Genomic DNA, 26,841 nt, shown 5'->3' on the forward strand with positions numbered 1-26,841 from the left:
CCCCCTATCGGACGCCGGCCGTTCGCCGTCATTACTACCAGGTCAGGCTGCTTGCAGCCCCTCCGCCCGGGCCAGCTCACGGAGCCGGCCGAGGGCCTGGATCTCCAGCTGTCGGATCCGCTCGCGGGACAGCGAGAAGCGGGACGCTACCTCGGTGAGCGAGTGCTCCCGGCCGTCCTCCAGCCCATAGCGGGCCCGCATGATGCCGGCGGACCGGTCGTCGAGGTGGTTGAGCAGCCCTTCGATGCGCTGCCGCTCCAGGCCGCTGAGGACGATGTCCTCCGGCGACGGCGCGTCACTGTCGGCGACCAGGTCACCGAGGTTCGTGTCGCCGTCGTCGCCCACCGGGGTGTCCAGCGAAACGGTGTCCTGCGACCAGCGGCGCAGCTCGTTCACCCGCTCGACGGTGACGCCGAGGGCGTTGGCGATCTGCTCCGGCTCCGGGTCGCTGCCCAACTCACGGGTCAGCTGCCGGGCCACGTTGCGCATCCGGTTGACGTCCTCCACCAGGTGCACCGGCAGACGGACGGTGCGCTCCTGCTGGGCGATCGCCCGGCTGATCGCCTGCCGGATCCACCAGGTGGCGTAGGTGGAGAACTTGTAGCCGCGCTCGTAGTCGAACTTCTCGACCGCCCGGACGAGGCCGGTGTTGCCCTCCTGGATCAGGTCCAGCATGGGCATCCCCGAGCGCACGTAGCGCCGGGCGATCGACACGACCAGTCGGAGGTTGGCACGGATGAAGAGGTCCTTCGCCCGCTCGCCCTCGACGACCAGCCACTCCAGGTCGGCCCGGTCGACACCGGCGGGAACGGCTTCCTCACCGAGCAGGTGCTCGGCGTAGAGGCCGGCCTCGATCGCCTTGGAGAGATCGACCTCCTTGGCGGCGTCCAGCAGTGGCGTCCGGGAGATCTCGTGCAGGTAGACGCCGACCAGGTCGCGCTCCTCGGCAACCTCGTCGGTTCGCATGCCGATGTTCTTGTCCACGTTGCCCACGGTCCCCTCGCTCGCGCCGGTTGCCCGGTTCCTTGCCATTCCCCACACCTGTCGGCCCCTGGTAACTTCTGCTGTGCCCATCGGTGCTGACACCTACACAACAGATGAGACGTGTCGGGGATTCCTCGTCGTGAGTCGAAAGTGTCACGAATGCCTGAGTAGTAGCTGAGAGCACGGTCCATGTTTGCTGTCAGCACCCCATCGGGCGGCTCGCCACTGGGCACCACGTACGGGTTACCGCACCATGGCAACACCGCCCGCAGTGGGGGCACAGCGACCCGGGTCACCACCGCGATGCGATCCTGGTCACTGCCAGATACGCACCGGCGCACCGGTCGGTTCATTCACGGGGGTGTTATTACCCCCCGGCCTCATGAACAATCCGAGGGCCGGTTCGCTTCCCGATGCGGGTGGCGCTAGGAGGCGAGCAGGGCGAGGGCGCCGCGCACCTGGTCGGCCGAGCGGGCCAGCGCGGCACGGGCGGCGTCGATCTCGGCGCCCGAGACGAGGGCGACGAGCGCCGTCTTCAGGTCCCCGTCGGCCTCGGTGAGGGCCTGCCGGGAGAGCTCCTCCGAGCAACCGGTGGCCTCGACCAGGATCGAGATCATTCGTCCCCGGAGTTTCGCGTTGGTGGCCACCATATCGATCATGAGGTTCGAGTAGACCCGCCCCAGGCGCACCATGACGGCGGTCGAGAACGTGTTGAGGACCAGTTTCTGCGCTGTGCCCGCCTTCATCCGGGTCGACCCGGTGACCACCTCGGGTCCGGTGTCCACCCCGATGAACACGTCGACCGACCGGGCGGCCTCCGCCTCCGGATTGGCGCAGAGCAGCACCGTCGAGGCGCCCTTGGCGCGGGCCGCGGCAAGCGCCCCGAGGACGTACGGGGTGCGTCCGCTTGCCGCCAGACCAACCACCAGGTCCCCGGCCCGTACACAACTGGCCGCTTCGACCGCGCCGCCCCGGTCGTCGTCCTCGGCGTCCTCGACGGCCCGCCACATCGCGTCCGGGCCCCCGGCGAGGTGCGCGCAGAACCAGTGTCGGGGCGAGTTGAAGGTGGGGGCCAGTTCGGCCGCGTCGAGCACGCCCAGTCGGCCGGAGGTGCCGGCCCCGAAGTAGTGCACCCGGTGACCGCCGCGTAGCGCCGCGACCGCCAGGTCGACGGTGGTGGCGATCTCGTCGAGCACCGCGGCGACCGCCGCGGGCACCCGCCGGTCCGCCTCGTTGATCACGGTGAGCACGTCCCGGGTCGACATCAGGTCGAGGTCGACGCTGAGCGGGTTACGCCGTTCGGTGGGGGCACCCACCCGGACCGTGGGGCGAGCGGGCCGTGCGGGCATCTCCGCACCGGCCGTCATGCCCGCCTCCGGTTGGCACCCACCCGGTGCGACTGGACCGCCTCGGCGGTCGCCTCCAGGGCCTTGCGGGCCCGGGCCCGGTTGCGGGCGGCCACCCCGACGAAGAGGCAGTCGACCACTGTGAGCTGGGCCAGCCGGCTGGCCGTCGCGCCGGAGCGGTAGGTGGTCTCCCGTGCCGCCGTGGTCAACACGAAGTCCGCCACGTCGGTGATCGGCGAGCGCGGGAAGTTGGTCAGCGCCACTGTCGCGGCACCGCGGGTGCGGGCCTGCTCCAGCACCTCGATCACGTCGGAGGTGGTGCCGGTGTGCGAGATGCCGATCGCCACGTCGCCCCGGCCCAGGAGGGCGGCCGACGTCAGCGCGGTGTGCACGTCCGGGAAGTAGAAGGCGATCCGGCCGATGCGGTGCAGCTTCTGCTGGAAGTCCGAGGCGACGAACCCGCTTGCGCCGGCGCCGTAGATGTCGATCCGGCCGGCACCGCTGATCGCCTCGACCACCTGCTCGCAGATGGCGGGGTCGAGTTGCTCGGCGGTCTCCTCGACGGCGCGGGCGTCGTTGAACGCGATGGTGGCGATGATCTGGGCGAGGTCGGCACCGGGCGGGATGTCACCGCCCACCACTCGGGCGTCTGGCGGCTCGATGCGGCGGGCGGCCTCGGCGGCGAGGCGGATGCGCAGCTGGGGGTAACCGTCCATGCCGACCGAACGGCAGAACCGGATGACTGTCGCCTCGGATGTCTCGGCCGCGGTGGCGAGGTCGGTGATTGTCCGCCGGGCGGCGGCAGCCGGGTCGGACACGACCAGCCGGGCGACCCGCTGCTCGGCGGGCGACAGCGATGGCAACAGCCCGCTGATGTGGACGATCAGCCCACCGGGCTCGTGACTCGCAGAAATCTTCGGACTCTTCGCCACGGATGAAACTTACTTTCAGCAGGCGTGAGCGTCAACTATGACTGTCCGAGGTGGGGGGAAACTTCGATCGCCGGGATCACCGGTCCCGCACAGCCTGCCACCTTCCCAGGATCGCCGCCTCATCCGCCGGGTCGAGTCCACCCTGCCGGATGGCCGCCGGGTGTGCGGCCATCCAGGACGCTGTCGCCCGAACGGTGTCGGCCAGCGGACGGACCGTCAGACCCGCCTCCAGGGCCGGCCGGACGTCCCGGTCCATCAGGCCGGCGGTCTCCGGCAGCCGCACCCAGAGCGGCAGCGCCCGCTCCCCCGACCACTCGCGGACGTCCTGGGACAGCAGGAACTCCTGGTCGACCCAGGTGAACTCCGGATCGGCGACGCCAAGCCCGGCGGCCACCCCGGCCAACAGATCGGCCCGGGACATCGCCGGACCGGTGCCGTCGTACGTGCCGCCGAGTCGGGTGCCGGCGGCGTGCAACAGCCAACGCGCCAGATCGGCGACGTCCACGAACTGCACCCGGTCAGTCGGCTGCCCGGGGGCCAGCACCTCGCCACCGGCCGACAGCCGCCGCACCCAGTACGGGAAACGGTCGCTCGGATCCTCCGCGCCGACGATCAGCCCCGCCCGACAGATGAACGAACGGTCCACGCCGACCCGCTCCCGGACCAGTTCCTCGATGCTCACCTTGCACTCGCCGTACCAGCGGTGGTCCGGGCCGACCGGACCGTCCACGTCCGGCGGGGCCGGTACCAGGATCGGCGCGTCGGCAGCGGTCTGACCCGGGGTGGTGTGGTCCGCGTACACCGAGATCGTCGACACGAACGACCAGTGGCCGACGTGGTCGGCGAGCGCGCTGAGCGCGTGCCGGGCGTGGCTGATCTGGCGGGTCACGTCGACCACTGCGTCGAAGCCGTCGGCGGCGAGCGGGACGAGCGACTCGGGATTATCGCGGTCGGCCGCCACGAACCGCGCCCCGGCCGGCACCGCGCCGGACACGCCTCGGGCCGCGCAGGTCACCTCGTGACCCTGTTCAAGGGCGAGCCGTGCCGTGGCCCGGCCGAGAAACTGGGTGCCACCGAGAATGAGTATCCGCATCCGCCGATCCTGCGCCCTCAAGGCTCGAACGACCCCACCAATCTGCCCACGGCAGACCGCGATCATGAAGTTGTCACCACTCGGATCGGCGTGTCACGGCAACAACTTCATGATCGACGGAGGGGCCCGAAGGAGGCGTGGGGGCACTAGCGTGGGGTTCATGGGACAGGGCAGCGTTCTGGTTACCGGGGGGTTCGGGGGGCTTGGCGGGGCGGTCGTCACCGCGTTCGTCGAGGCGGGCTGGCGGGTGGTCGTACCGGATCGGAAAGCCCGGCCCGGGTCGGAGCCGGCGACGGCCGGACTGGTCCGCGTGCTCGCGGACCTGGGCGAGCCGGCGGGCGCGGCGCGGGCGGTCGAGGCCGCGGCCGGCGAACCGGCGGCACCGCTGCGCGCGGTGGTCAACCTCGTCGGGGGGTACGCCAGCGGCGGATTGGTGCACGAGACCCCGGTCGAGGAGTTCGAGCGGATGCTCACCGTCAACCTGCGGCCGACCTACCTGGTCACCCAGGCAGCGCTCCCGCACCTGGTGTCGTCCGGCGGCGGCGCGGTGGTCTGCGTCTCGGCCCGCGCGGCGGTCACCCCGTTCCGCGGCGCGGCCGGCTACTCGACGGCCAAGGCGGCGGTGCTGGCCTTCGCCAACGCGGTCGCCGTGGAGTACCGGTCGCAGAACGTGCGCTGCAACACCGTGTTGCCCAGCGTCATCGACACCCCGGCGAACCGGGCGGCCCAGCCCGACGCCGACCATTCCCGCTGGGTGACCCCGGCCGAGATCGCGCCGGTGATCCGGTTCCTCGCGTCGGCCGATTCCGCCCCGACCAGTGGTGCCACGGTGCCGGTCTACGGGCGGGCCTGAGCCACCACCGGGCCGACGTCCTCTCCGCTTGAGGCGGACGGCGGTAGCCAGGTCTCCAGGTGCGCCTGGATCTGCTCGGTCACCTCCTCGGCCGGGCGGCCCGCGTCCACCAGCACGAAGCTGGGGTACTCGGGCAGTGCCCGGTAGGCGGTGTCGGCGGCGGTCAGCCACCCCATCGTCTCGTGGTCGGTGCCGCGTTCCTCGATGCGCCGGTACGCCTCCGCCGGGTCGACGGCGAGCAGGAAGGTCACCTGCGGCGTCGGGAACAACCGGTAGCCGGCCCGGGCGAGCCGCTCCCAGCGCTGCCCGCCGTGCGCCCGGATGCTCGCGTACTGGCACGCCGAGTAGCGATCCATCACCGCCGTCCGGCCGGTGAGCAGACAGCTGATCAGTGCGATGGCGATGGCCAGCCAGCGCAGCACCGACTCCACGGCCAGCACGCCGTCGCGACCGACGAGCCGTTGCGCGTCCGGCCGGCCGAGGCGTTGGGCGAGCCGACCGAGCCAGCGGCGGCCACTGGCGTTGCGGCGGTAGGTGGCGGGGCGTCCGGCGGCGGTCAGCGCGTCGGCCAGCCGGTGTGCCTGCGTGGTCTTGCCCGAACCGTCGATCCCGATCAGGGCGACGGTGCGCAATCGGGCCTTGCGTCGTCGCATCCCCGATGATCTGGCCACTCTCCACAGGTTATCCGACCCACGCACTTGGTCCGCGAGGTTTGTGGTGCTTCATCCCTGTTGACGCCCGACCGAGACACCAGCAGGTGTGGACGACCTGAATGCCGGGTACCGGAGTTTGAAATCCAACCGCCGGTCCACCAACACGACGACGGAGGAACCAGATGGCTGAGCGCGGAGACGAGAGTCTGGTGCACACCCTCAAGAAGGTCGCCGCCGTGCTCAAGCAGTCCGAGATTCCGTTCGCCCTGGGCGGCAGCTTCGCGGTCTACGCCCACGGGGGCCACTCCAGCGATCACGACGTCGACTTCCTGATCCGGGAGGCCGACGTGGACGAGGCACTGGAGGCCCTGGTGGCGGCCGGCTTCGTCGCCGAGCATCCCCCGGAGGACTGGCTGGTGAAGGTGTTCGACGACGGCCGGATGGTGGACCTGATCCATCGGCCGATCGAGACGCCGGTCACCGAGGAGACGTTCGCCGACACTGTCATCCGACCGGTGGACGCGATTCGCATGCCGGTGCTGTCCGCGACCCAGCTGATGGTGCACAAACTGCTCAGCTTCTCCCAGCACTACTGCGACTTCGCCCGCGGTCTGCCACTGGCCCGCTCGCTGCGGGAGCAGATCGACTGGGAACGGGTACGCAAGGAGACGCAGCACTCGCCGTACGCCGAGGCGTTCCTGGTGCTGCTGGACCGGCTGGAGGTGGTGCCGGCCGCCGGCACCCAGCCAGGAGAGGGGACATCGTGACCCATCATCGCGACATCGACGCCGGGCCACCGGACGAGTACGTCGAGGCGGAGATCCAACGGCTGCTCGTCGAGGACCCGGCCGTCGCCGAACAGGGGATCACAGTGGTTCGACGGGAACGCGCCCTCGTGCTCTACGGCGAGGTGGAGAGTCCGCACCGGCGGGACGAGATCCTGCGTCGGGTGTCCGAGCGCTTTCCGGACGTGCCGGTCACCAGCGACATCGGGGTGATCCGCGCCCAAGCGCCCACGGAGATCGAGCAACTGCCCTGAGGGAGGTTCCATGGTGATCCGGATTGCCGCTGTGGGCGACGTGCATCTGGACGAGGACGTGGTCGGCCGGTTCCGACCGGCGCTGGAGGAGTTGCCGGAGTGCGCCGACGTGCTGCTGCTGGCCGGGGACCTGACCCGGCACGGCACCGAGGCCGAGGCGCGCTGCGTGGCCGAGGAGTTCGGTGGGTTGGCCGTACCCGTGGTGACAGTGCTGGGCAACCACGACCACCAGTGTGACCAGGTGCCACAGGTGGTCAAGGTGCTGGAGGACGCGGGCATCACAGTGCTGGAGGGCAACGGCGTCGTGCTGGACTGCGCGGGTGGCCGACTCGGCATCGCCGGCGTCAAGGGCTTCGGCGGCGGGTTCGCCGGTCGGTGCGCCAGTGACTTCGGCGAGCCGGAGATGAAGGCCTTCGTGCGGACCACCACCGACAGCGCGGACCGTCTCGGTGCGGCGCTGCGCTCGCTGGACTGCGACATGCTGGTCGCGCTCACCCACTACTCGCCGGTGCCGGACACGCTGGCCGGCGAGCCGTTGGAGATCTACCCGTTCCTGGGGTCGTACCAGTTGGGGCAGGCGATCGACTCGGCGCCCACGGCGCTCGCCGTGCATGGGCACGCGCACGCCGGGACCGAGCGCGGCACGACCCCCGGCGGGGTACGCGTCCGCAACGTCGCGCACCCGGTGATCAAGCAGGCGTACAGCGTCTTTCACGTTGGCGATCAACTCGACACCGACCAGGTTTCCCCGATCGGCCAGTCGGGTAGTCAGAGGTCATGGAGCTGATTCTCTGGATTCTCGCAGTCGTACTCGTGGTCGCCGGCATCCTCGCGCTGTTCCGCCGGCAGATCCTGTGGGGCATCGTCCTCATCGTCGTCGGGCTGTTGGTCGGCCCGGGTGGTGTCAGCATTTTCAATTAGCGCTCATACGCCTCAACACCGGGACCCGCCGGGGTCGCCGCGACCGGAGCTTCGTCCTCCCGACAGAAGCACCGGCCGTGGCGATCCCGGCGCTTTTTCGTGCGTGGCAGGCCCCGTGAACCGCCCTCCCGCTCGGCGGTTTGAGCCGACAGCGAGAGGAAATATCTCGACCATGGAGACATCTCAGGAGGCACCGGCTACCTCCGGGCGGCGAGCGTGGTGGGCCCTCGCCGGTTTCGCGGCGGCGGTCTTCGTGGCGGCCGCGATTGGCGGGCTGGGCGTGCAGGGCACCACCGAGGAGTACGCGAACCTGCGGCAGCCCGGCTGGGCCCCGCCCTCGTGGCTCTTCGGCCCGGTCTGGTCGCTGCTCTACGCGCTGATCGCGGTGGCCGGCTGGCTGGTGTGGCGGCGGGTCGGCTTCTCCCCCGCCCTCTGGGCGTGGACCGCCCAACTGGTGCTCAACGCGATCTGGACCCCGCTGTTCTTCGGCGCGGGGCAGTACGGGCTGGCGTTCGCCGAGATCGTGCTGATGTGGCTGGCGATCGGGCTCACAGTGGTGCTGTTCGCCCGGGTGTCCCGGGTGGCGGCGGCGCTGATGCTGCCGTACTGGGCCTGGGTCACCTTCGCCGCCGCGCTGAACCTGTCGATCTGGCAGCTGAACAACTGACCGACCGGTCCCCGGCGGCGGTGGCCGCCGGGGACCGTGGCCGGATCAGCAGCGGGGAACGCCGGGGATGTAGCCGTCGGAGCCGGTGTACACGTACGCGTCGGCGATGTAGCGGCCGGAGCCGATCCGGTCCCAGATCGAGCTGGTGCCGTACGTGCCGGTGACAGTGGTGCCGCTGGTCTGGCAGGCGATGGTCACCCGGGCGCCGTCGGCGACGGTGCCCACCGAGGCGTACCCGGTGCCGGGGCCGGAGCGGACGGTCAGCGCCGTGCCGCTGGTGTCGACAGTGCCGTTGCCGCTGCCCGAGGAGCACCCGTTGTTACTGGTGTAGCTCTTGGTGCCCCAGTACAGCGCGAGAGTGCCGTTGAAGCGGACCTGGATGTCGGCGCCGTTGAGGCGCTGCTCGTAGTGCAGGTGGGGGCCGGTCGATCCGCCGGTGGTGCCGACCCAGCCGAGCACCTTGCCGTACCCGACCGTCTGCCCGACCGAGACGTTGAAGCCGTTGAGGTGCGCGTAGTAGGTGCTGTAACCGCCGCCGTGGTTGATCCGGACGTACTTGCCGTAGCTGGTGCCACCGAGGTCGGTCACCCGGTCGACGGTGCCGGGGGCGCTCGCCACCACCGGGTCGCCCTGATCGTCGGTGCGGTTGAAGTCGACGGCGTTCGCCGGGCTGTGACCCGATCGAGTCTGCCCGGACCAGGACTGGCCGCACGGGAACGGCACCTTGAAGGTCGGCGCGGCCAGCGCCGGGCTGGCTGGCGCCAGGACTCCCCCGACGATGAGACCCGTCACCAGCAGGCTGATCCACCGCTTTCGCATACAGCTCCTCCTATGTCGAAAACCTTCGATACGTGGTGTCCAGCCTGACAGATATCGTCAATCTTCGAAAGAGTCCCCAGCTTGTCGCCGGGAGCGCGCCCACCAGGCAGACCGCAGGTTTCCGGATTGTTACTCGCTCGTGTCTGACAGGGGGTGGACCGGGCCGGATGCAAGCGCTTACATGTGTGCACGCCCAATCGGACCGGCGACGGGTCACCAGCACGACCGCGCCGGCTAGGAAGGAGGACGGCATGGCGGTCTTTACCAGACCACGCCAGGCCTTCGTGATCGCCGGTGTAATCGGGCTGGCGCTCAGCGCCACCGCCTGCGGTACCGGCGACGACAAGAAGAGCAGCAAAGCGGGCTCCGCGGAGTGCGCCGCATACGACAAGTACCAGGGCCACGACGGCAAGAAGGTCTCCATCTACGCGTCCATCCGTGACGCTGAGGCCGACCTGCTCGAGCGGTCGTGGTCGCAGTTCACCGAGTGCACCGGCATCGAGATCGACTACGAGGGCAGCGGCGAGTTCGAGGCGCAGCTCCCCGTCCGGGTCGACGGTGGCAATGCCCCCGACATCGCCTTCGTGCCGCAGCCGGGCCTGGTGAAGCGTTTCGCGGACGCCGGCAAGCTGAAGTCCCTCGGCGCCGACACCAAGGCCCTCGCCGAGCAGAACATGCCGGCCGACTGGCTGAAGTACGGCACCGTGAACGGGACGCTCTACGGCGTGCCGCTCGGCGCCAACGTGAAGTCCTTTGTCTGGTACTCGCCGAAGACGTTCAAGGAGAAGGGCTGGGAGGTCCCGACCACCTGGGACCAGCTCATCGCCCTGAGCGACAAGATCGCCGCCAGCGGCACGAAGCCGTGGTGCGCGGGCGTCGAGTCCGGTGACGCCACCGGCTGGCCGGCCACCGACTGGATCGAGGACGTGGTCCTGCGGACGCAGGGTCCCGAGGTCTACGACCAGTGGACCACCCACGCCATCCCGTTCAACGACCCGAAGATCGTCGACGCGGTCGACCGCGCCGGCAGCATCCTCAAGAACGACAAGTACATGAACGGCGGCTTCGGCGGCGTCAAGAGCATCACCACCACCGCCTTCCAGGAGGCGGGCCTGCCGGTGACCACCGGCAAGTGCGCGATGCACCGACAGGCGTCGTTCTACGCCAACCAGTTCCCCGAGGGCACCAAGGTGGCCGAGGACGGCGACGCGTTCGCCTTCTACTTCCCGGCCATCGACCCGTCCAAGGGCAAGCCGGTTCTGGGCGCGGGCGAGTTCGTCGTCGGCTACGCCGACCGTCCCGAGGTCCAGGCCGTGCAGACCTACCTGGTCTCGGCGGAGTACGTGAACAGCCGCGCGAAGCTCGGCAACTGGGTCACGGCGAACAACAAGCTGGACATCGCCAACGTCGCCAGCCCGATCGACAAGCTCTCCGTCCAGATCCTCCAGGACAAGACGGGCACCTTCCGCTTCGACGGATCCGACCTGATGCCGGCCGGCGTCGGCGCGGGAACGTTCTGGAAGGGCATGGTCGAGTGGCTGAACGGCAAGGCGACCGCCCCGGTGCTCCAGGGCATCGAGAGCAGCTGGCCTAAGTGATCCCCGACGGTGGCCCGGTCCGCTGACGCGGGCCGGGCCACCGGCCGAGGTGGACCCGGAAGGGAGGGTTGATGGAGTTCGACTTCGCCGATGAGCAGCCGAAGCTCCTCATGCTGATGTACGGGCTGGTTGCCTTCGTGCTGGTGGTGGGTGGTCTCCTACTGCTGCTCGACGTGGTGCCGGCCTGGTTCGCCCGGCGACGGGAGGCGCAGCTCGTCGCCGCCTCGGCGAGTGGTGCTCCACTTCCCCGTCGGCTCAAGCAGCGGGAGGGGATCTTCGCGCTCTTCTTCCTGCTGCCGACGCTGTTGCTGCTCACCATCGGTCTGGTCGTACCGGCCATCCGCACCGTGCTGCTCTCCCTGATGAACAGGACCAGCACCGAGTGGGTCGGGTTGGAGAACTTCGGCTGGATGTTCTCCGACGACGCGATCGTCCGGGTCCTGATCAATACCCTGATCTGGGTGCTCCTGGTCCCGCTGGTGGCGACCGGATTCGGCCTCATCTACGCCGTAATGGTGGACAAGGCCCGGTTCGAGGCAGTGGCCAAGTCACTGATCTTCCTGCCGATGGCCATCTCCTTCGTCGGCGCCAGCATCATCTGGAAGTTCGTCTACGCCTACCGAGGCGACGGCGACCAGATCGGTCTGCTCAACCAGATCGTGGTCAGCCTGGGCGGTGAGCCCAAGCAGTGGCTGCTCGAATCGCCGCTGAACACGCTGCTGCTGATCGTCATCATGGTCTGGATCCAGGCCGGCTTCGCCATGGTGGTGCTCTCCGCCGCGATCAAGGCGATCCCCGGCGACATCGTCGAAGCCGCCCGGCTCGACGGTGTCAGCCCGTGGCAGATGTTCTGGCAGATCACCATGCCGAGCATCCGACCGGCGCTGATCGTCGTGATGGTGACCCTCACGATCGCCACGCTCAAGGTCTTCGACATCGTCCGGACCTCGACGAACGGCAACTACGACACCAGCGTGATCGCCAACGAGATGTACAACCAGGCGTTCCGGTACAGCGAGAACGGGCGGGGTTCCGCGCTCGCGGTCTTCCTCTTCATCCTGGTCATCCCGGTCGTGATCTACCAGATCCGTAACCTCCGTCAACAGCGGGAGGGCTGAGATGAGCACCGCAACGCCCACCGTCGCCGCCGGCACCCAGAAGACCGACGGCACCCTGACCACCAAGGCCGGCCGGGTCCGCAAGCGATTGAACAGTCGCACCGCGACGCTCGTCTCGATCGTCATCGCGGTGGTCTGGACCATCCCGACCTTCGGTCTGCTCATCTCCTCCCTCCGCCCGGAGGACGAGATCAAGACCACCGGCTGGTGGACGGCCTTCACCAACCCGCAGTTCACCTTCGAGAACTACGAGCAGGTCCTGTTCGGGCGCTCGGCGTCCTCCGGGCAGCTCGCCGGTTCCTTCATCAACTCGCTGGCGATCACCATCCCGTCGGTGCTCTTCCCGCTCGCCTTCGCGGCCCTCGCCGCGTACGCGCTGGCGTGGATCAATTTCCGTGGCCGGGACTGGGTCTACATCGCGATCTTCGCGTTGCAGATCGTGCCGCTGCAGATGGCCCTGGTGCCGCTGCTGAGGTTCTTCTCCACCGGGGTCAGCCTCGGCGGCGTCACACTGATGCCGGCCTGGGACCTGGTCGACGAGCAGAAGTTCGCCCAGGTGTGGTTCGCCCACACCTGCTTCGCGCTTCCGTTCGCCGTCTTCCTGCTGCACAACTTCATCTCGCAACTGCCGGGGGACCTGATGGAGGCGGCCCGGGTCGACGGGGCCACCCACCCGAAGATCTTCCGCACCATCGTGCTGCCGCTGATCACCCCGGCGCTGGCGGCGTTCGGCATCTTCCAGTTCCTCTGGGTCTGGAACGACCTGCTGGTCGCGCTGATCTTCGCGGGCGGCGGCGACGAGACCGCTCCGCTCACCGTCCGACTCGCCGAGATGGCCGGCACCCGCGGCAACGAGTGGCAGCGCCTGACCGCCGGTGCGTTCGTCAGCATCGTCGTACCGCTCATCGTGTTCCTGTCCCTGCAGCGCTTCTTCGTGCGAGGTCTGCTCGCCGGCAGCGTCAAGGGCTGACCCGCGCGTCCGCCGCCGCCCGGCCCCTCGGGCGGCGGCGGACGCTCCGGGCACCGAGCGGGGGAAACCGTGACGAGGATCGATGATGTGGCCCGGCTGGCCGGAGTGTCCACTGCCACCGTCTCGCGGGCGCTGCGCGGACTACCGACGGTCTCGGCCGCCACCCGACGCCGGGTACTCGCCGCCGCCGAGCAACTCGACTACGAGGTCTCGCCGAGCGCGTCCCGGCTCGCCGGCGGCCGGACCGGCACTGTCGCGGTGGTGGTCCCCCGGATCACCCGCTGGTTCTTCAGCACCGTCGTCGAGGCGGTCGAGGAATACCTCCACCAGTCCGGCTACGACCTGCTGCTCTACAACCTGGGCGGCCGGGAGCAGGTCCGCCAGCGGGTTCTGCGTACGGCGAACCTGCACAAGCGGGTGGACGCCATGATGCTGGTCGCCACGCCCCTGCGTCCGGCCGACCTGACCGCGCTGGCCACCCTGGAACTGCCCGGCGTCACCATCAGCTCGGGCAGCAGGGTGCCCAACTGGCCGTGCGTACGGATCGACGACGTGGCTGCCGCGCGGGTCGCGACCAAGCATTTGATCGACCTCGGCCATCACCGGATCGCCCACATCTCCGGCGACCCGGACGACGAGTTGGCCTTCACCACCCACCTCGACCGACGTCGGGGTTACCAGTCGGCGCTGCGCTCCGCCGGCCTGCGACCCGACCCCACCCTGGACATCGAGTCCACCTTCACCATCGACGGCGGCAACCGGGCCACCGCCGAGTTGCTGGCCCGCGGCGAGCCACCGACGGCGATCGTCGCCGCCTGCGACGAGATGGCGATGGGCGCGTTGACCGCCCTGCGCGACGTCGGACTGCGGGTGCCGCAGGACGTCAGCGTGATCGGCATCGACGACCACGACCTGGCCGGTGTGCTCGGGCTCAGCACCGTCGCCCAGCCCGCTGCCGAGCAGGGCCGGCTGGCCGCCCAGATGTTGCTCGACCCGCTCGGGGCCCGACCGCCGGGCCCCATCGTCAGTCAACGGGGCGCCGATTGCGACACTCCGGTGGTCCTGCCCACTCGGTTGGTGGTCCGGGACTCGACCGCACCGCCCCGGGCACACTGAAATCCACACACCGCAACACGGGAGACGACCCTGAACACCGATCCGACGCAGCAGACCCCCTCCGGTCACCCGGCCACCGGCTGGTGGACCGAGGCCGCCATCTACCAGATCTACCCCCGCTCGTTCGCCGACTCGGACGGGGACGGAATCGGTGACCTGCCCGGCATCACCGCCCGCCTCGACCACCTGGTCGAGCTGGGCGTGGACGCGGTGTGGCTCTCCCCCTTCTACCCCTCGCCGCAGGCCGACGCCGGCTACGACGTGGCCGACTACCGCGACATCGACCCGCTGTTCGGCACCCTCGCCGACGCGGACAAGCTGATCGCCGAGGCCCGGGCCCGCAACCTGCGGGTGATCGTCGACCTGGTTCCGAACCACACGTCCTCGGCGCATCGCTGGTTCCAGGCCGCGCTGCCGGCCGCGCCCGGCAGCGCCGAACGGTCGCGGTACATCTTCCGGGACGGCCGAGGTCCGGCCGGCGACCAGCCGCCGAACGACTGGCAGAGCGTCTTCGGTGGTCCGGCCTGGACCCGGACTGTCGACGCCGACGGACAGCCCGGCCAGTGGTACCTGCACCTGTTCGACACCGGGCAGCCGGACCTCAACTGGGACAACCCGGAGGTGCACGCGGAGTTCCTGGACGTGCTGCGCTTCTGGTTGGACCGCGGCGTGGACGGCTTCCGGGTCGACGTGGCGCACGGCCTCATCAAGCAGGCCGACCTGGCGGACTGGCAGGAGCCGCAGGAGATCCTCTCCGGCAACGAGATCGACAAGCCCCGCCCGCCGATGTGGGACCAGGACGGCGTGCACGAGATCTACCGGCAGTGGCGGCAGGTGCTGGACAGCTACCCCGGCGAGCGGGTGCTGGTCGCCGAGGCCTGGGTGGAACCGGCCGAGCGGCTGGCCCGCTACGTCCGCCCGGACGAGATGCACCAGGCGTTCAACTTCGAGTACCTGCTCGCCGCGTGGAGCGCACCGGCCCAGTACGCGGTGATCACCCGTTCGTTGGAGGCGACCGACTCGGTCGGCGCGCCGACCACCTGGGTGCTGTCCAACCACGACGTGGTGCGGCACGCCTCCCGGCTCGGCCTGCCGGTCGGCACCGTACGCCCCAACGGCATCGGCATCGGCGACCCGCAGCCGGACGCCGCACTCGGTCTGCGCCGCGCCCGGGCGGCGACCCTGCTGATGCTGGCGCTGCCCGGCTCGGCGTACCTGTACCAGGGTGAGGAGCTGGGGCTGCCCGAGCACACCACTCTGCCCGACGAGGCCCGGCAGGACCCGACCTGGGCACGCAGCGGGCACACCCAGCGCGGCCGGGACGGCTGCCGGGTGCCGATCCCGTGGGAGGCCGACGCCCCGTCGTACGGCTTCGGGCCGACCGACGCGAGTTGGTTGCCGCAGCCCGCGCTCTGGGCGGAGTACGCGCTGGACCGCCAACGCGACGTGCCCGGCTCGACGTACGAGCTGTACCGCACGGCGCTGCGGTTGCGCCGTGCCCACGGGCTGGGTCGCGGCACCCTGGAGTGGTTGTCCTCCGGCGACGAGGTGCTGAGCTTCCGCAACGGTGAGCTGACAGTGCTGACCAACTTCGGTGCCGCCCCGGTGCCGGTGCCGGCCGGCGCCGAGGTGCTCGCCGCCAGCGCGCCCCTGGACGACGACGGCGCGCTCCCGGCTGACGTGACCGTCTGGCTGCGAGGCTGACCGAACGCTGACCGGCCCGTTCCGCGGTACTCGCGGGCGGGCCGATCAGCGTGGACCGGCCCGCTATGGAGCTGATGTCGTAAACGATTCATGCCCGCCCGCCGTGCGCCCGCGCCCCGCACCCTCGAGATCGCACTCATTCCAGGATGCGGTGGCCTCGGCCCGCCGGAAGGCAACGAGAACCAGGAAGTAGCGCGATCTCGAGTGGCGCGGGACGCCCAGTCCCTCGGACCCGCACACCGAACGTGCCCCCCACGCCGCCGCCGCGCCGATCTTGCAGATTCGGTCGTCGGTATGGGTTCTATGCCGCTTGTGTCGGGACAGTAAGCGCAAGATCGCGGGGCGGGGGTGAGTGGGGGTGAGTGGGGGTTAGAGGCGGTTGGCTCGGGTGTGCAGCAGGTCGTGCACGTTGTCGATGTCCGCCGGTGAGGTTCGCGAGGCGAGCCAGTACATGACACCGGTCGGGATGAAGAAGAGCTGGAACGCGGCCAGCCCGACGGCGAAGTTCAGCGGTGGCGGGAATGCCGCCCGCAGGGCCTGGAAGGCCACCCCGACCAGCCCGTTGCCGGCCGCGCGACCAACCCCGTTGACCAGGTTGCCCAGGCTGTAGACAGTGCCCCGGTGCTCCGGTGGGTTGACGTCGGCGATCAAGGCGAACCAGTTCGGCGAGTTGGCCGAGGTCAACGCGAGCGCCACGATGGCGGTGAGCAGGCTCAGCCCGACCGACGGCTCGGTGAACACACTGGCCAGTACCGCACCCACCACCGCGCCGCCGCTCGCGCCGTCCGGCACGTCGATGGTCACCGGTACGAAGAACAACACCAGGTAGAACGGCAGCGCGGCGAGGATGCCGATCGAGGCGACGAGTGCCCGCCCTCGCGGGGTACGCCGTTGCACGGCGTCACCGATCAGCCCGCCCACGATGGACAGCACCCCACCGAGCTGGAACAGGGTGGCGAAGACGCTGCCCACCACCACAGCTGTCGAGGTGGAGTAGCCCTGCGCCTCGGCCCGTTCGGCGAAGAGCACCGGCAGCCAGACCAACGAGCCGAACGCGGCCTGCGCGGTCAGGCCCTGCAGGATCAGCCACCGGTTGGTCCGCCGGGCCAGGATGCGTGGCAGGTCGGCGCGGCTGATCCGGTAGTCGTACTCGGCGCCGGCGTCCAACCTGCCGGCCAGTTCCGGCTCGCTCTGGCCACGCCGGACGTCGTACGTGAAGAGGTAGGCCACTGTGGCGACCAGTCCGACGCCGGTCAACAGCAGGAACGGCCGCCGCCAGTCGGCAGCCCCGAGCAGCCCGCCGACGAGAGTGCCCGCGAGGGTGCCGACCCCCTGGGAGAGCCCCCAGAAACTCATCACCAGCCCGCGCCGGGTCGGTGAGATCAGATCGGTGACCACGGAGAAGCCCACCGAGCCGACCGCGCCGAGGCCGACAGCCGCGACCAGTTGCGCGGCCAGGAACGTCAGGTAGCCGTCGGCGAGCGCGCTACCGCCGGTGCCCGCCGCCCAGAGCAGCGTGCCCACCATGAGCAGTGGTTTGCGGTTGGTGTGGTCCCCGACGTACGCCCAGCCGACCGCCGCGACCGCGCTGACCAGGAAGCTGACCGCTGTGACCACGCCGAGCAGCCGACCGGACACGTCGAACGCGTCGGAGATCGGGCCGTACAGCGGGGGGACCAGCCCGATCGCCACGTTGTCCAGCGAGGCGAGCAGCACGAACACCACGACGCTGTACAGCCGGTGCGCCGGCCCACCGCCCCGACCGTGCGGGCGCAGGCCGGGCCCGCCACTGGTCACCGTCATGACCGGCAGCCAACCAGACCACGTGAAGGAGGTCGTCACGCGGGTGGGTGTCGGTCACCGTCGGCCCGCACCCACCCGCGTCGATCCCGACTGTCAGCGCCGGTCGAGCACCAACCCGCGCGCCGCGGCGTACTGGTCGCGCACGGCGGGGACGGCCGTCGCCGCGTACTCCTCGGTGCCCTCGACCGCCCAGACCGGCGGCGCGTCGCCGCCCAGGGCGACCCAGGCGGCCTGCCGGGCGGCACCGTCGGCGACGTACTCGCCGGCTGGCGGAACGACGACCGGGCAGCCGAAGACCTGCGGGGCGATCTGCCGCACCGCTGCCGACCGGGCCCCGCCGCCGACCAGGATGACCCGGCGGGCGGTGGCACCCTGCGCGGTCAGCGCGTCCAAGCCGTCGGCGAGCGCGCAGAGCATGCCCTCCACGGCGGCCCGCGCCAGGTGCGCGGGGGTCGACGTGCGCAGGGTCAGGCCGTGCACGGCGCCGGTGGCGAGCGGTCGGTTCGGCGTCCGCTCGCCCTCCAGGTAGGGCACCATGACCAGCCCGTCCGCCCCGGCTGGCGCGGAGAGCGCCAGCTCAGCCAGCTCGTCGAGGCTGACCCCGAGCATCGCGGCGGCGGCGTCCAGCACCCGGGCCGCGTTGAGCGTGGCGACCAGCGGCAGGAAGCGACCGGACGCGTCGGCGAAGCCCGCCACCGCACCGCTCTCGTCAGCGGCGGGCACGTCGGCGACGCTGAACACGGTGCCGGAGGTGCCGATCGAGACGATCACGTCACCGGGCCCGGCGCCGACACCGAGCGCGGCGGCGGCGTTGTCCCCGGTGCCCGCGCCCAGCAGCGCGCCGCCCGGCCCACCCAGTACGTCGGACAGCTTCCCCGCCGAATCCGCCGGACCGAGCACCTCGGGCAGCACCAACCGCCGGCCGAAGCCCTGCTCCAGCAGGTCCAGCCGGTATTGACCGGTGGCCGGCGACCAGTAGCTGGTGCCGCTGGCGTCGCCCCGGTCGGTACGCAGCGCGTCCAGCCCCGGTGCGCCAGCCAGCCGCCAGGTCAGCCAGTCGTGTGGCAGGCAGACGGCCGCCACCTGGGCTGCCCGCTCCGGCTCGTGCGTGGCCAGCCAGCGCAGCTTGGTGAGGGTGAAGCTGGCCACCGGAACGCTGCCGGTGGCCTCCGCCCAGAACCGACTCCCGGCCGAGCCGCCGCCGGCCTCCTCGATGAGGTCGGCGGCGGCGTCGGCGGATCGGGTGTCGTTCCACAGCAGCGCCGGGCGGACCACCCGGCCGTCCTCGTCGAGACACACCATGCCGTGCTGCTGGCCGGCGACGGAGACCGCCGCCACGTCGGCCAACCCGCCGGCCTGGTCGGCGGCGCTACGCAGCGCCTGCCACCAGGCTTCCGGGTCGACCTCCGTGCCGTCCGGGTGCGGTGCCCGGCCCTGCCGGAGCAGGGCGCCGGTCTCCGCGTCCCGGATCACCACCTTGCAGGACTGGGTGGACGAGTCAACGCCTGCGACCAACGGCATGGCGGGGCCTCAGCGAGCGCCGAGCAGGTGCTCGACGGCGAGCTGGTTGAGCCGGACGAAGGCGAAGCCCCGGGCGGCCACGGCGTCCACGTCGACGTCCTCGAACGCGGACCGGTCGGCCAGGAGCTCCTCGTAGCCCTCGCCGTCGCCCAGCGTCGGCGTGCTCAGCTCGCCGACCTTGCTGGCGGCGAGCGCCTCGACCACCTCGGGGTCGGCGCGGAACGCCGCTGCCCGCTCCTTGAGCAGCAGGTAGGTGCTCATGTTGGCCGCCGCGGAGGCCCACACCCCGTCCATGTCCTCGGTGCGGGACGGCTTGTAGTCGAAGTGCCGGGGGCCGTCGTAGGCCGGCCCGCCGTTGGGGCCGCCGTTCTCCAGGAGATCCACCAGGGCGAACGCGTTCATCAGGTCGCCGTGGCCGAAGACCAGGTCCTGGTCGTACTTGATGCCGCGCTGGCCGTTGAGGTCCAGGTGGAACAGCTTGCCCTGCCAGAGCGCCTGGGCGATGCCGTGGGCGTAGTTGAGCCCGGCCATCTGCTCGTGGCCGACCTCCGGGTTGAGGCCGACCAGCTCCGGGTGGGCCAACTGGGAGATGAAACCGAGCGCGTGCCCGATGGTCGGCAGCAGGATGTCGCCGCGCGGCTCGTTGGGCTTGGGCTCCAGGGCGAACCGCAGGTTGTAGCCCTTGTCGATGGAGTACTGGGTGAGCAGGTCCACGGCCTCGCGGTAGCGGTCCAGGGCGGCGCGGACGTCCTTGGCGAGGTCGTACTCGGAGCCCTCGCGGCCACCCCACATGACGAAGGTGCTGGCACCCAGCTCGGCGGCCAGGTCGACCTGACGCAGCACCTTGCGCAGCGCGTAGCGGCGGACGTCGCGGTCGTTGCTGGTGAAGCCGCCGTCCTTGAAGATCGGGTGGGTGAAGAGGTTGGTGGTGACCATCGGCACCACCAGGCCGGTCTCGTCGAGGGCCTTGCGGAACCGGGCGATGTGCTGGTCCCGGGTGGCCGCGTCGACGCCGAACGGGATCAGGTCGTCGTCGTGGAAGGTGATGCCGTACGCGCCCAGCTCGGCGAGCCGGTGCACCGCCTCGACCGCGTCGAGCTCGGGACGGGTGGCGTCACCGAACGGGTCGCGGGCCTGCCAGCCCACGGTCCAGAGCCCGAAGGAGAACTTGTCGGCGGGGGTGGGACGGGGTGCCATGAGCGACCTCCGGGGTGGTGTTGTCCGCTATTTGTTCAGCGATTGAATTATTTGCCCACCCTATGGCACTGTCAAGGGGTGAGCCTCACCCACGCCCCGGCCGGCGCAGTCCGTCAGGGCAGCCTGCGCGAGCTCAACCTCGCCCTGGTCCTCGGCCGAATCGCCACGGCCGACCGACCTCCCTCCCGGGCCGACCTGGCGACAGCGACCGGCCTGACCAGAGCCACAGTGTCCGCGGTGGTCGAGGACCTGCTCGCCGGCCGGCTGGTCAGTGAGTCCGACCCCGCGCCCCGCTCGGGCGCCGGCCGCCCGGCGCGCGGACTGGTCCTGGCCGATCAGGGGCCGGCCGGGCTCGGCCTGGAGGTCAACGTGGACTACCTGGCGGTCTGCGTCGTGGACCTCACCGGCCAGGTCCGGCACCGCACCGTCCACCGGGCCGACCTGCGCCCGGTGGCCCCCGCCGACGCCCTGGCCCTCCTTGTCGAGATGGCCGGAGCAGCCCGCGAGGACGCTGCCGAGGACGGCCTCACCCTGGTCGGGGCCGCGCTGGCGGTGCCCGGCCTGGTGGACGACGCCGGGCTGGTCCGGCTCGCGCCGAACCTCGGCTGGCGTGACGTGCCGGTGCCCGCGCTGCTCGCCGAGCACCCTCCGCTGATCGAGCAGGTGCCCGGCATCCCCGCACTGGTGGTGGACAACGAGGCCAACCTCGCGGCGCTCGGCGAGTTGCACTCTCAGCCACCCGGCCCGTCCAGCTTCCTGCACATCTCCGGAGAGGTGGGCATCGGCGCCGGCATCGTGCTGGACGGCGCGCTGTTTCGCGGCGTACGCGGGTGGAGCGGCGAGATAGGGCACCTTCCGGTGCACCCCGAGGGCCGTCCGTGCCGCTGCGGCGGGCAGGGCTGCCTGGAGCAGTACGCCGGCCAGGAGGCGATCGTGGCCGCCGCCGGGCTGGCCCGGGCGGAGCTTCCCGCGGACACCGCGACGGCCCGGTTGGCCGAGTTGGCCCAGGCCGGCGACGCCGATGCGCTGCGGGCGCTGCACGACGCCGGAACGGCGCTCGGCGTCGCGGTGGCCAGCGTCGTCAATCTGCTCGACCTGGACACCGTGGTGCTCGGTGGCGGTTACGCGGCGCTCGCACCCTGGCTGTGTCCCCCGGTCCTCGCCGAGATCGGCGCCCGGGTGCTCACCGCGGCCTGGTCGCCGGTCACGGTCCGCCCGTCGACGCTCGGCGCGGAGGCCGCCGCGGTGGGCGCCGCCGGCTCGGTGGCCCGCCGGATCGTCGCCCAGCCCGCCGGCTGGCTGGCCCGCGCCGGCTGATCGCCACCCCGCGCCGTGCGCCGCTGTCGGGGAGAATCGGTACCCTTGCTCTCAGGCAACGATCCCCGGTGAGGAGTCGAGAAGCAGCATGCGCACACGTCGTCAGACGCGAGCCGGCGTCCGGCGGTGACCACGACCAAGCAACCCGGCGGCACCCCGTTGCCGGCCGACGAACGGTTGGCCCGGGAGCTGCTCGACGGGCTCGCCGAGGCCGTGCTGACAACGGACGGGACCGGTCGGGTCACCCTGGTCAACGCCATGGCGGCCGAGTTGATCCCGGAGATCGACGCCGGCACCGAACTGGCCGGTTGCCCGGTGGCAGCCCTGGCCCGGGCGGTCGCCAGCGGCGCTGACCGCTTCGACGCCGACCACCACGGCCGGCGACTGCGCGGCGTCCGACGGCAACTCGCCGGCTCCCGATGGGCGTGGTACGTCCGCGACGTCACCGAGGAGCACACCCGCGCCGAGGCCCTGCTCGCCGAACGCTCCCGCACCGCGTTCCTCGCCCAGGCCGGCAGTCGGCTGGCGCTGGCCCTGCACCGGGACCAGGTCCTCCTGGCCGCCACCACGCTCGCCGTTCCCTACCTGGCCGACGTCGCGGTGGCACTGCCCCGACCGACCGCGCCGGCCGAGCCACACGCCCGATGGATCCGGTACGCCGACGGCGAGCCTGCCCCGATCACCGGGCTGGCCAGCCCCGCGCTGACCAGCTCCGTGCCCGGGCTGGCCGAAGCGTTGGCCGGCGACCGGGCCGAGCCGGGCCCCTGGCCGGACGTCCCGCTCACCGACGTGGCCGACCTGCTTCCGCCCGAGTTCGACCCCGCCGGCATGGTGCTGGTCAGCCCGCTGCTCAGCGCTGGCGGGTCGGCCGGTGCGCTGCTGCTCATCCGTCGGGCCGGGCGGGCCGGCTTCGACAGGCGCGACGTGGAGCTGGCCCGGGAGTTCGCCGCCCGCGCGGGTGCCGCGCTGGCCACCGCCGACCTGCACGGTGAGCAGGCCCACCTGGCCCGGGTGCTGCAGACCAGTCTGCTCCCGCCCGAGCTGCCCGTCGTGCCCGGTGTGAGCCTGGCCGGCGGTTACCGGGCAGCGGGCGACACCCTGCGCATCGGCGGCGACTTCTACGAGGTGTTTCCGCACCCCCGCGGCGCCCTGTTCGCGCTCGGCGACGTGTGCGGCAAGGGCGTGGGCGCGGCGGTGCTGACCGGCCGGGTCCGCCAGTCGTTGCAGACGCTGCGACTCGTCGAGCAACGCCCGCTGGAGCTGATCCACCTGCTCAACCAGGCACTGCTCGACGCGCCGGACGCGGCACGGCGAAACCAGTTCACCACCCTGCTGCTCGGTTCCCTGGACCGGGGGCCGGCCGGGCTGGACCTCCGCATCGCCGGCGGGGGTCACCCGGCGCCCCTGCTGGTCACCACCGACGGCACTGTCACCCCGGTCCCGGTCGGTGGCATGCCGGTGGGGGCGCTGACGGCCGCACGGTTCGCCGAGACCCGGGTGCACCTCGATCCGGGCGATCTGCTGCTCGCGTACACCGATGGGGTGACCGAGGCGCGCGGTCCGCGTGACGCGGCGATGTTCGGCGAGGCCCGGCTGCGGGCCGCGCTCGTGGCGGCGGCCGGGCAACCGCCGGCGGCGCTGATCGACCAGGTGCTCCGGGCGGTCGACGACTGGCTGGGCGGGCAGGCCCACGACGACATCGCGATGCTGGCCGTGGGCGCCTCGGCGTGACCGACGGGCGACCGCCGGGCCGGCTCGATCAGGCGGTACGCGCCACCGGCGGGCCGCCGGCCGGCCATTCCCTCGTGGTGCCGACCGATCGTTCCGGACCGCCCGACGAACCCGTCCACCCCGTTTGGATCTGCCGATCCGAATCGCCCGACCAGTCATCCGGCCGCCCACCGGGCCGGTCCGGGTCGCCCGGCCAGTCCCCCTGGCCCGTCGACTCATCCGACGCCGGCGCGTGCTGCGCCTGCTGGCGTCGGGCGGTCTCGTCGAACTCCCGCATCCCGCGCAGCAGCGCGTCGCGGCCCTCCCGGCTCATCCCGGCCAGCACGGCGGCGAGTTGGCCCTGGCGGTCGGCCCGCAGCTCGGCGACCAGCCGGCGGGCCTCCGGGGTGAGATGCAGCGAGATCTCCCGCCGGTCGAAGCGGCCCGGCTCGCGTTCCAGCATGCCGGCGGCGACCAGCCGGTCGCAGAGACGGCTGGCGGAGCTGAGCAGCATGTCGAGTCGGGTGGCGAGCCGGCGCAGGTTGATCCCGTCGTACTGTTCCACCACCATCACCGCCCGCAACTGGGCACCGGAGACGCGGTTCGCGGTCCCCTCCCGGGCAGACTCCCAGATGCCCAGCAGGGCAGCGGCCGCCGCATCCAGCGCGGCAGCCATACTCGTCTCAGGGTCCGTCGGACGGTTCTGTTCGGCCATGGTGGCCCGAGAGTACTCCGAACCTCCTGGTGGTCGAGCTTTCAGTGAAGGACTGACGATGAGCGAACCGGTCAATCGGGCACGACGTGCCCTGAACGAGACACCAGCTGACCGGCTTGTCGGTGGTATCGGGGACGTGCTCGCCGAGTCGTACGGCATCACCGACGTCGAGCTCTACCAGGTCGACTACCGGCTCGCGGAGCTGCTGCCACTCGGCGACGACGATTCGATCACCAGCCCCGGGCACCCGGCCTGGCGCGCCTTCGACCACCAGTCGCCGATACTGACCGACGGCACCGCCTGGTTCCCGGTCACCATGCGTGGCGAGCGTCGAGGGGTGCTGCGCCTGTCACCCGTTGCGGACGACCAGGACGTCGTCGCCGCGCTGGCCGAGATCGCCACCGCACTCGCCCACGAGGTGGCGGCGGTCTCCGCCGGCACCGACGTCTATCTGGCGGCCCGGCGCACCCAACGCCTCACCCTGGCCGCCGAGATGCAGTGGGATCTGCTCCCCGGCCGCAGCCGGATCCGTCCCTCGTTCAGCCTGGCCGGGCAGTTGGAGCCGGCGTACGCGGTGCGCGGCGACAGCTTCGACTGGTCCGACGACGGGGAACGGGTCTGGTTGTCCACCATCAACGGCACCGGTGAGGGGGTGGCCGCCTCCCTGCTCACCTCGCTGGCCACCCACGCGCTGCGCAACGCGCGTCGGGCCGGGCTGAGCCTGGCCGACCAGGCCGCCCTCGCCGATCAGGCCATCTACGACCTGTACCGGGGCGAGCAGCACCTCTCCGCCTTGCTGATGGAGTTGGACCTGCGCTCCGGGATGATGACAGTGGTGGACGCGGGGTCGCCCCGGCTGGTCCTGCTTCGCGACGGGGACGTCACCGAGCAGCCCCTGGAGGCGCAGTTCCCGCTGGGCATGTTCGAGGCGACCGACTATCACGAGCAGAAGTTCCCGTTGCAACGCGGCGACCGGGTCTTCGTGGTCAGTGACGGCGTGGTGGAGGCCACTGGTCAGCACATGCGCTACGGCGAGACGGCACTGGACCGGTTCCTGCGGCGGACCGGGCCGATGGCACCCCTGGACGCCGTCCGGTCGCTGATCGGTGATCTGCGCGCGTTCGTGGCCGGTGACCTGGTCGACGACGCGGTGGTCGTCTGCCTGGACTGGACCGGCCCGCAACCGTGACCGGTGGTCAGTAAGCGCCCCGGCCGTTCAGCACCGCTCCGAAGGTCTTCCAGAGGATCGTGAGGTCGGCGGCGAGGGACCAGTTCTCCACGTAGTACAGGTCGAGCCGGATGCCGTCCTCCCAGCTCAGGTCGGAGCGGCCACTGACCTGCCACAGGCCGGTCATGCCGGGCTTGACCAGCAGCCGTCGGGCCACGTCACCGTCGTAGCGGGCCACCTCCGAGGGCAGCGGCGGGCGGGGCCCGACCAGGCTCATCTGCCCCAGCAGCACGTTGACCAGCTGTGGCAGCTCGTCCAGTGACCATTTGCGCAGCAGCCGGCCGACGCGGGTCACCCGGGGGTCGTGGCGCATCTTGAACATGAGGCCGTCGGTCTCGTTGCGCGCTGTCAACTCGGCGAGCAGCGCGTCCGCGTTCACCACCATCGTGCGGAACTTGAACACGCCGAACTCCTGCCCGCCCCGGCCCACCCGGACCTGTCGGAACAGCACCGGGCCCCGGCTGTCCAGTTTGATGGCGAGCGCGATGAACGCGATCAGCGGCAGCAGCACCGCCAGCGCCAGCGACGAGACGGACCGGTCGACGAAACCCTTCACCAGCTTGCGGACGCCGCGGAACTCGGGCGCCTCGACGTGGATCAGCGGCAGGCCGGCGACCGGGCGGGTGTGGATGCGCGGGCCGGCGACGTCGGTCAGCGCGGGTGCCACGACCAGGTCGATGCCGGTCCCCTCCAACTGCCAGCCGAGGCGGCGCAGCCGGGTCGCCGTCAGCTCACCGGAGGCGGTCACCGCGACCGTGTCCGCGCCGATCGCGGTGGCGGCCTCCGGGATACCCCGGAACGACCCCACCACCGGCACGTCACCCAGCCGCTGCGCCACCGGCGCGAGCAGCGCGTCCGGGATGCAGGCGCCCACCACCTGGTAGCCGGCGTACGGCTCACGGCGCAGCGTGTGGACCAACTCCAACACGTGGGCGGTGTCGCCGACCACCAGCACCTTGCGGGACCAGCCGGCGCCCAGCGAGCGGGCCCGGTGCAGTCGCTTGCGGGCGGCGAACCGCGCCACCTCCAGCCCGACGGTGCCGACCGCGAAGGAGATTCCCAGGAAGCCCCGGGAGACGCCGACGTCGGCGATGTAACCGATGATGGCGATCGCCCCGGCCAGGCGCAGGCTGGCGGAGCTGACCCGCCGGTACTCGTCCGCCCCGTAGCCGATCACCCGGTCGTCGTAGCAGCCGAGCGCCTTGAGCGAGATCAGCCAGGCCAGCACCAACCCGGGGGCGACCAGCACGTACGGGATCTCCGAGCCGGTCGGCTCGTCGTCACCGAAACGCGCGACGTACCCGATCAGCAGCGCGATGATGAGGATGGTGGTGTCCAGCACCACCAGGACCCGGACGTAGGACCGTTCGTCGGCACGCGCCACAAACCCGGCGCGTCGACCATCGGGCTCCGCCGACGTGGCGGGGGTCAACAGTGTCGCCACGCTCACCGGCCCTCCCACTCTGTACAGGATGGCCCCGGCCGACGGGTCGGACCGGAGGCGGACCGACTAAGCCGGAACAGTCGACATCCTGCC

25 protein-coding genes are annotated in these 26,841 nt (G+C 71.1%); 14 read left to right on the top strand and 11 right to left on the bottom strand.

Going from position 1 to position 26,841, the window contains the following annotated elements:
- Positions 1-42: 42 nt before the first annotated feature.
- The 4 genes from OHB44_RS28325 to OHB44_RS28340 all read right to left on the bottom strand — a co-directional run bounded on the left by OHB44_RS28325 (position 43) and on the right by OHB44_RS28340 (position 4,355).
- Positions 43-1,032 (bottom strand): sigma-70 family RNA polymerase sigma factor, encoded by a 990-nt coding sequence (locus OHB44_RS28325; protein WP_091405669.1) that lies wholly within the window; start codon positions 1,030-1,032, stop codon positions 43-45.
- A gap of 377 nt (positions 1,033-1,409) precedes the next feature.
- Positions 1,410-2,351, bottom strand: a complete 942-nt coding sequence (murQ, locus tag OHB44_RS28330; RefSeq protein WP_210784546.1) for an N-acetylmuramic acid 6-phosphate etherase — start codon at positions 2,349-2,351, stop codon at positions 1,410-1,412.
- Positions 2,348-3,262, bottom strand: a complete 915-nt coding sequence (locus OHB44_RS28335) for a MurR/RpiR family transcriptional regulator (protein WP_238684507.1) — start codon at positions 3,260-3,262, stop codon at positions 2,348-2,350. Before OHB44_RS28335 ends, murQ begins: the two co-directional genes overlap by 4 nt.
- A 76-nt stretch (positions 3,263-3,338) precedes the next feature.
- Positions 3,339-4,355 (bottom strand): NAD-dependent epimerase/dehydratase family protein, encoded by a 1,017-nt coding sequence (locus OHB44_RS28340; protein WP_330438855.1) that lies wholly within the window; start codon positions 4,353-4,355, stop codon positions 3,339-3,341.
- 160 nt (positions 4,356-4,515) lie between these two features.
- On the opposite strand from OHB44_RS28340, the gene OHB44_RS28345 reads away from it, so the two are divergent.
- On the top strand, positions 4,516-5,208 hold the full coding sequence (locus tag OHB44_RS28345; RefSeq protein ID WP_238684505.1) for an SDR family NAD(P)-dependent oxidoreductase: 693 nt from the start codon (positions 4,516-4,518) through the stop codon (positions 5,206-5,208).
- On the opposite strand, the gene OHB44_RS28350 is transcribed toward OHB44_RS28345, so the two are convergent.
- Complete coding sequence (locus OHB44_RS28350) at positions 5,193-5,861, bottom strand: dTMP kinase (RefSeq protein ID WP_238684504.1); 669 nt, start codon at positions 5,859-5,861, stop codon at positions 5,193-5,195. The two genes, OHB44_RS28345 and OHB44_RS28350, sit on opposite strands and share 16 nt — an antisense overlap.
- Before the next feature lie 182 nt (positions 5,862-6,043).
- On the opposite strand from OHB44_RS28350, the gene OHB44_RS28355 reads away from it, so the two are divergent.
- From OHB44_RS28355 to OHB44_RS28375, 5 genes are all read left to right on the top strand, one after another.
- Positions 6,044-6,628: a nucleotidyltransferase gene (locus tag OHB44_RS28355; RefSeq protein WP_238684503.1), complete on the top strand. Its 585-nt coding sequence runs from the start codon at positions 6,044-6,046 to the stop codon at positions 6,626-6,628.
- Entirely contained in the window at positions 6,625-6,900 is a 276-nt protein-coding gene (locus OHB44_RS28360; RefSeq protein WP_238684502.1) for a hypothetical protein, read from the top strand. The genes OHB44_RS28355 and OHB44_RS28360 overlap by 4 nt, the downstream gene beginning before the upstream one ends.
- A gap of 10 nt (positions 6,901-6,910) precedes the next feature.
- The gene (locus tag OHB44_RS28365; protein ID WP_091405690.1) at positions 6,911-7,687 is read left to right on the top strand and encodes a metallophosphoesterase family protein; all 777 of its coding nucleotides are present in this window, start codon (positions 6,911-6,913) and stop codon (positions 7,685-7,687) included.
- Positions 7,678-7,821 carry a GPGG-motif small membrane protein gene (locus OHB44_RS28370; RefSeq protein ID WP_007464364.1) on the top strand — a complete coding sequence of 48 codons (144 nt, stop codon included), beginning with the start codon at positions 7,678-7,680 and terminating at the stop codon, positions 7,819-7,821. Before OHB44_RS28365 ends, OHB44_RS28370 begins: the two co-directional genes overlap by 10 nt.
- 172 nt (positions 7,822-7,993) lie before the next feature.
- Positions 7,994-8,488: a TspO/MBR family protein gene (locus tag OHB44_RS28375; protein WP_266304577.1), complete on the top strand. Its 495-nt coding sequence runs from the start codon at positions 7,994-7,996 to the stop codon at positions 8,486-8,488.
- 45 nt (positions 8,489-8,533) lie between these two features.
- Here OHB44_RS28375 and OHB44_RS28380 read toward each other — a convergent pair whose 3' ends face one another.
- Entirely contained in the window at positions 8,534-9,307 is a 774-nt protein-coding gene (locus tag OHB44_RS28380) for a M23 family metallopeptidase (RefSeq protein ID WP_238684500.1), read from the bottom strand.
- A gap of 251 nt (positions 9,308-9,558) precedes the next feature.
- Here OHB44_RS28380 and OHB44_RS28385 point away from each other — a divergent pair, with 251 nt between their 5' ends.
- The 5 genes from OHB44_RS28385 to OHB44_RS28405 all read left to right on the top strand — a co-directional run bounded on the left by OHB44_RS28385 (position 9,559) and on the right by OHB44_RS28405 (position 15,813).
- Positions 9,559-10,905, top strand: a complete 1,347-nt coding sequence (locus OHB44_RS28385; protein WP_238684499.1) for an ABC transporter substrate-binding protein — start codon at positions 9,559-9,561, stop codon at positions 10,903-10,905.
- A gap of 71 nt (positions 10,906-10,976) precedes the next feature.
- Complete coding sequence (locus OHB44_RS28390) at positions 10,977-12,023, top strand: carbohydrate ABC transporter permease (protein WP_238684498.1); 1,047 nt, start codon at positions 10,977-10,979, stop codon at positions 12,021-12,023.
- Between the two features lies 1 nt (position 12,024).
- Positions 12,025-12,993: a carbohydrate ABC transporter permease gene (locus tag OHB44_RS28395; RefSeq protein ID WP_330438856.1), complete on the top strand. Its 969-nt coding sequence runs from the start codon at positions 12,025-12,027 to the stop codon at positions 12,991-12,993.
- Positions 12,994-13,062: 69 nt separating this feature from the next.
- Entirely contained in the window at positions 13,063-14,109 is a 1,047-nt protein-coding gene (locus OHB44_RS28400) for a LacI family DNA-binding transcriptional regulator (protein ID WP_238684496.1), read from the top strand.
- A gap of 30 nt (positions 14,110-14,139) precedes the next feature.
- Positions 14,140-15,813 carry a glycoside hydrolase family 13 protein gene (locus OHB44_RS28405; protein ID WP_238684515.1) on the top strand — a complete coding sequence of 558 codons (1,674 nt, stop codon included), beginning with the start codon at positions 14,140-14,142 and terminating at the stop codon, positions 15,811-15,813.
- A 369-nt stretch (positions 15,814-16,182) separates the two neighbouring features.
- On the opposite strand, the gene OHB44_RS28410 is transcribed toward OHB44_RS28405, so the two are convergent.
- The 3 genes from OHB44_RS28410 to xylA all read right to left on the bottom strand — a co-directional run bounded on the left by OHB44_RS28410 (position 16,183) and on the right by xylA (position 20,334).
- The gene (locus OHB44_RS28410; RefSeq protein WP_238684495.1) at positions 16,183-17,616 is read right to left on the bottom strand and encodes an MFS transporter; all 1,434 of its coding nucleotides are present in this window, start codon (positions 17,614-17,616) and stop codon (positions 16,183-16,185) included.
- 93 nt (positions 17,617-17,709) lie between these two features.
- Complete coding sequence (xylB, locus tag OHB44_RS28415; protein ID WP_330438857.1) at positions 17,710-19,137, bottom strand: xylulokinase; 1,428 nt, start codon at positions 19,135-19,137, stop codon at positions 17,710-17,712.
- A gap of 9 nt (positions 19,138-19,146) precedes the next feature.
- Entirely contained in the window at positions 19,147-20,334 is a 1,188-nt protein-coding gene (xylA, locus tag OHB44_RS28420) for a xylose isomerase (protein WP_210784534.1), read from the bottom strand.
- Between the two features lie 78 nt (positions 20,335-20,412).
- Here xylA and OHB44_RS28425 point away from each other — a divergent pair, with 78 nt between their 5' ends.
- Both OHB44_RS28425 and OHB44_RS28430 read left to right on the top strand, forming a co-directional pair.
- Complete coding sequence (locus OHB44_RS28425; RefSeq protein ID WP_330438858.1) at positions 20,413-21,651, top strand: ROK family transcriptional regulator; 1,239 nt, start codon at positions 20,413-20,415, stop codon at positions 21,649-21,651.
- A gap of 126 nt (positions 21,652-21,777) precedes the next feature.
- Positions 21,778-23,382, top strand: coding sequence for a PP2C family protein-serine/threonine phosphatase (locus OHB44_RS28430; RefSeq protein ID WP_266304575.1), 1,605 nt, complete (start codon positions 21,778-21,780; stop codon positions 23,380-23,382).
- Positions 23,383-23,410: 28 nt separating this feature from the next.
- On the opposite strand, the gene OHB44_RS28435 is transcribed toward OHB44_RS28430, so the two are convergent.
- A complete protein-coding gene (locus OHB44_RS28435; RefSeq protein WP_266304574.1) occupies positions 23,411-24,076 on the bottom strand; it encodes a MarR family winged helix-turn-helix transcriptional regulator in 666 nt (221 codons plus the stop codon).
- A gap of 58 nt (positions 24,077-24,134) precedes the next feature.
- Between OHB44_RS28435 and OHB44_RS28440 the strand changes: the two genes are divergently transcribed.
- Positions 24,135-25,265: a PP2C family protein-serine/threonine phosphatase gene (locus tag OHB44_RS28440; protein WP_238684490.1), complete on the top strand. Its 1,131-nt coding sequence runs from the start codon at positions 24,135-24,137 to the stop codon at positions 25,263-25,265.
- A gap of 7 nt (positions 25,266-25,272) precedes the next feature.
- Here the strand turns inward: OHB44_RS28440 and OHB44_RS28445 are convergent, their stop codons facing one another.
- Complete coding sequence (locus OHB44_RS28445) at positions 25,273-26,754, bottom strand: sugar transferase (protein WP_442932630.1); 1,482 nt, start codon at positions 26,752-26,754, stop codon at positions 25,273-25,275.
- Positions 26,755-26,841 lie beyond the last annotated feature (87 nt).

Source organism: Micromonospora sp. NBC_00821 (assembly GCF_036347035.1).
Lineage (GTDB): Bacteria > Actinomycetota > Actinomycetes > Mycobacteriales > Micromonosporaceae > Micromonospora > Micromonospora hortensis.

Coding starts and splice junctions, on each gene's coding strand:
- OHB44_RS28325 (WP_091405669.1), bottom strand. CDS start 1,032: ATGGCAAGGAACCGGGCAACCGGCGCGAGCGAGGGGACCGTGGGCAAC.
- murQ (WP_210784546.1), bottom strand. CDS start 2,351: ATGACGGCCGGTGCGGAGATGCCCGCACGGCCCGCTCGCCCCACGGTC.
- OHB44_RS28340 (WP_330438855.1), bottom strand. CDS start 4,355: ATGCGGATACTCATTCTCGGTGGCACCCAGTTTCTCGGCCGGGCCACG.
- OHB44_RS28345 (WP_238684505.1), top strand. CDS start 4,516: ATGGGACAGGGCAGCGTTCTGGTTACCGGGGGGTTCGGGGGGCTTGGC.
- OHB44_RS28350 (WP_238684504.1), bottom strand. CDS start 5,861: ATGCGACGACGCAAGGCCCGATTGCGCACCGTCGCCCTGATCGGGATC.
- OHB44_RS28355 (WP_238684503.1), top strand. CDS start 6,044: ATGGCTGAGCGCGGAGACGAGAGTCTGGTGCACACCCTCAAGAAGGTC.
- OHB44_RS28365 (WP_091405690.1), top strand. CDS start 6,911: ATGGTGATCCGGATTGCCGCTGTGGGCGACGTGCATCTGGACGAGGAC.
- OHB44_RS28370 (WP_007464364.1), top strand. CDS start 7,678: ATGGAGCTGATTCTCTGGATTCTCGCAGTCGTACTCGTGGTCGCCGGC.
- OHB44_RS28375 (WP_266304577.1), top strand. CDS start 7,994: ATGGAGACATCTCAGGAGGCACCGGCTACCTCCGGGCGGCGAGCGTGG.
- OHB44_RS28380 (WP_238684500.1), bottom strand. CDS start 9,307: ATGCGAAAGCGGTGGATCAGCCTGCTGGTGACGGGTCTCATCGTCGGG.
- OHB44_RS28385 (WP_238684499.1), top strand. CDS start 9,559: ATGGCGGTCTTTACCAGACCACGCCAGGCCTTCGTGATCGCCGGTGTA.
- OHB44_RS28390 (WP_238684498.1), top strand. CDS start 10,977: ATGGAGTTCGACTTCGCCGATGAGCAGCCGAAGCTCCTCATGCTGATG.
- OHB44_RS28395 (WP_330438856.1), top strand. CDS start 12,025: ATGAGCACCGCAACGCCCACCGTCGCCGCCGGCACCCAGAAGACCGAC.
- OHB44_RS28410 (WP_238684495.1), bottom strand. CDS start 17,616: ATGACGGTGACCAGTGGCGGGCCCGGCCTGCGCCCGCACGGTCGGGGC.
- xylB (WP_330438857.1), bottom strand. CDS start 19,137: ATGCCGTTGGTCGCAGGCGTTGACTCGTCCACCCAGTCCTGCAAGGTG.
- xylA (WP_210784534.1), bottom strand. CDS start 20,334: ATGGCACCCCGTCCCACCCCCGCCGACAAGTTCTCCTTCGGGCTCTGG.
- OHB44_RS28435 (WP_266304574.1), bottom strand. CDS start 24,076: ATGGCCGAACAGAACCGTCCGACGGACCCTGAGACGAGTATGGCTGCC.
- OHB44_RS28440 (WP_238684490.1), top strand. CDS start 24,135: ATGAGCGAACCGGTCAATCGGGCACGACGTGCCCTGAACGAGACACCA.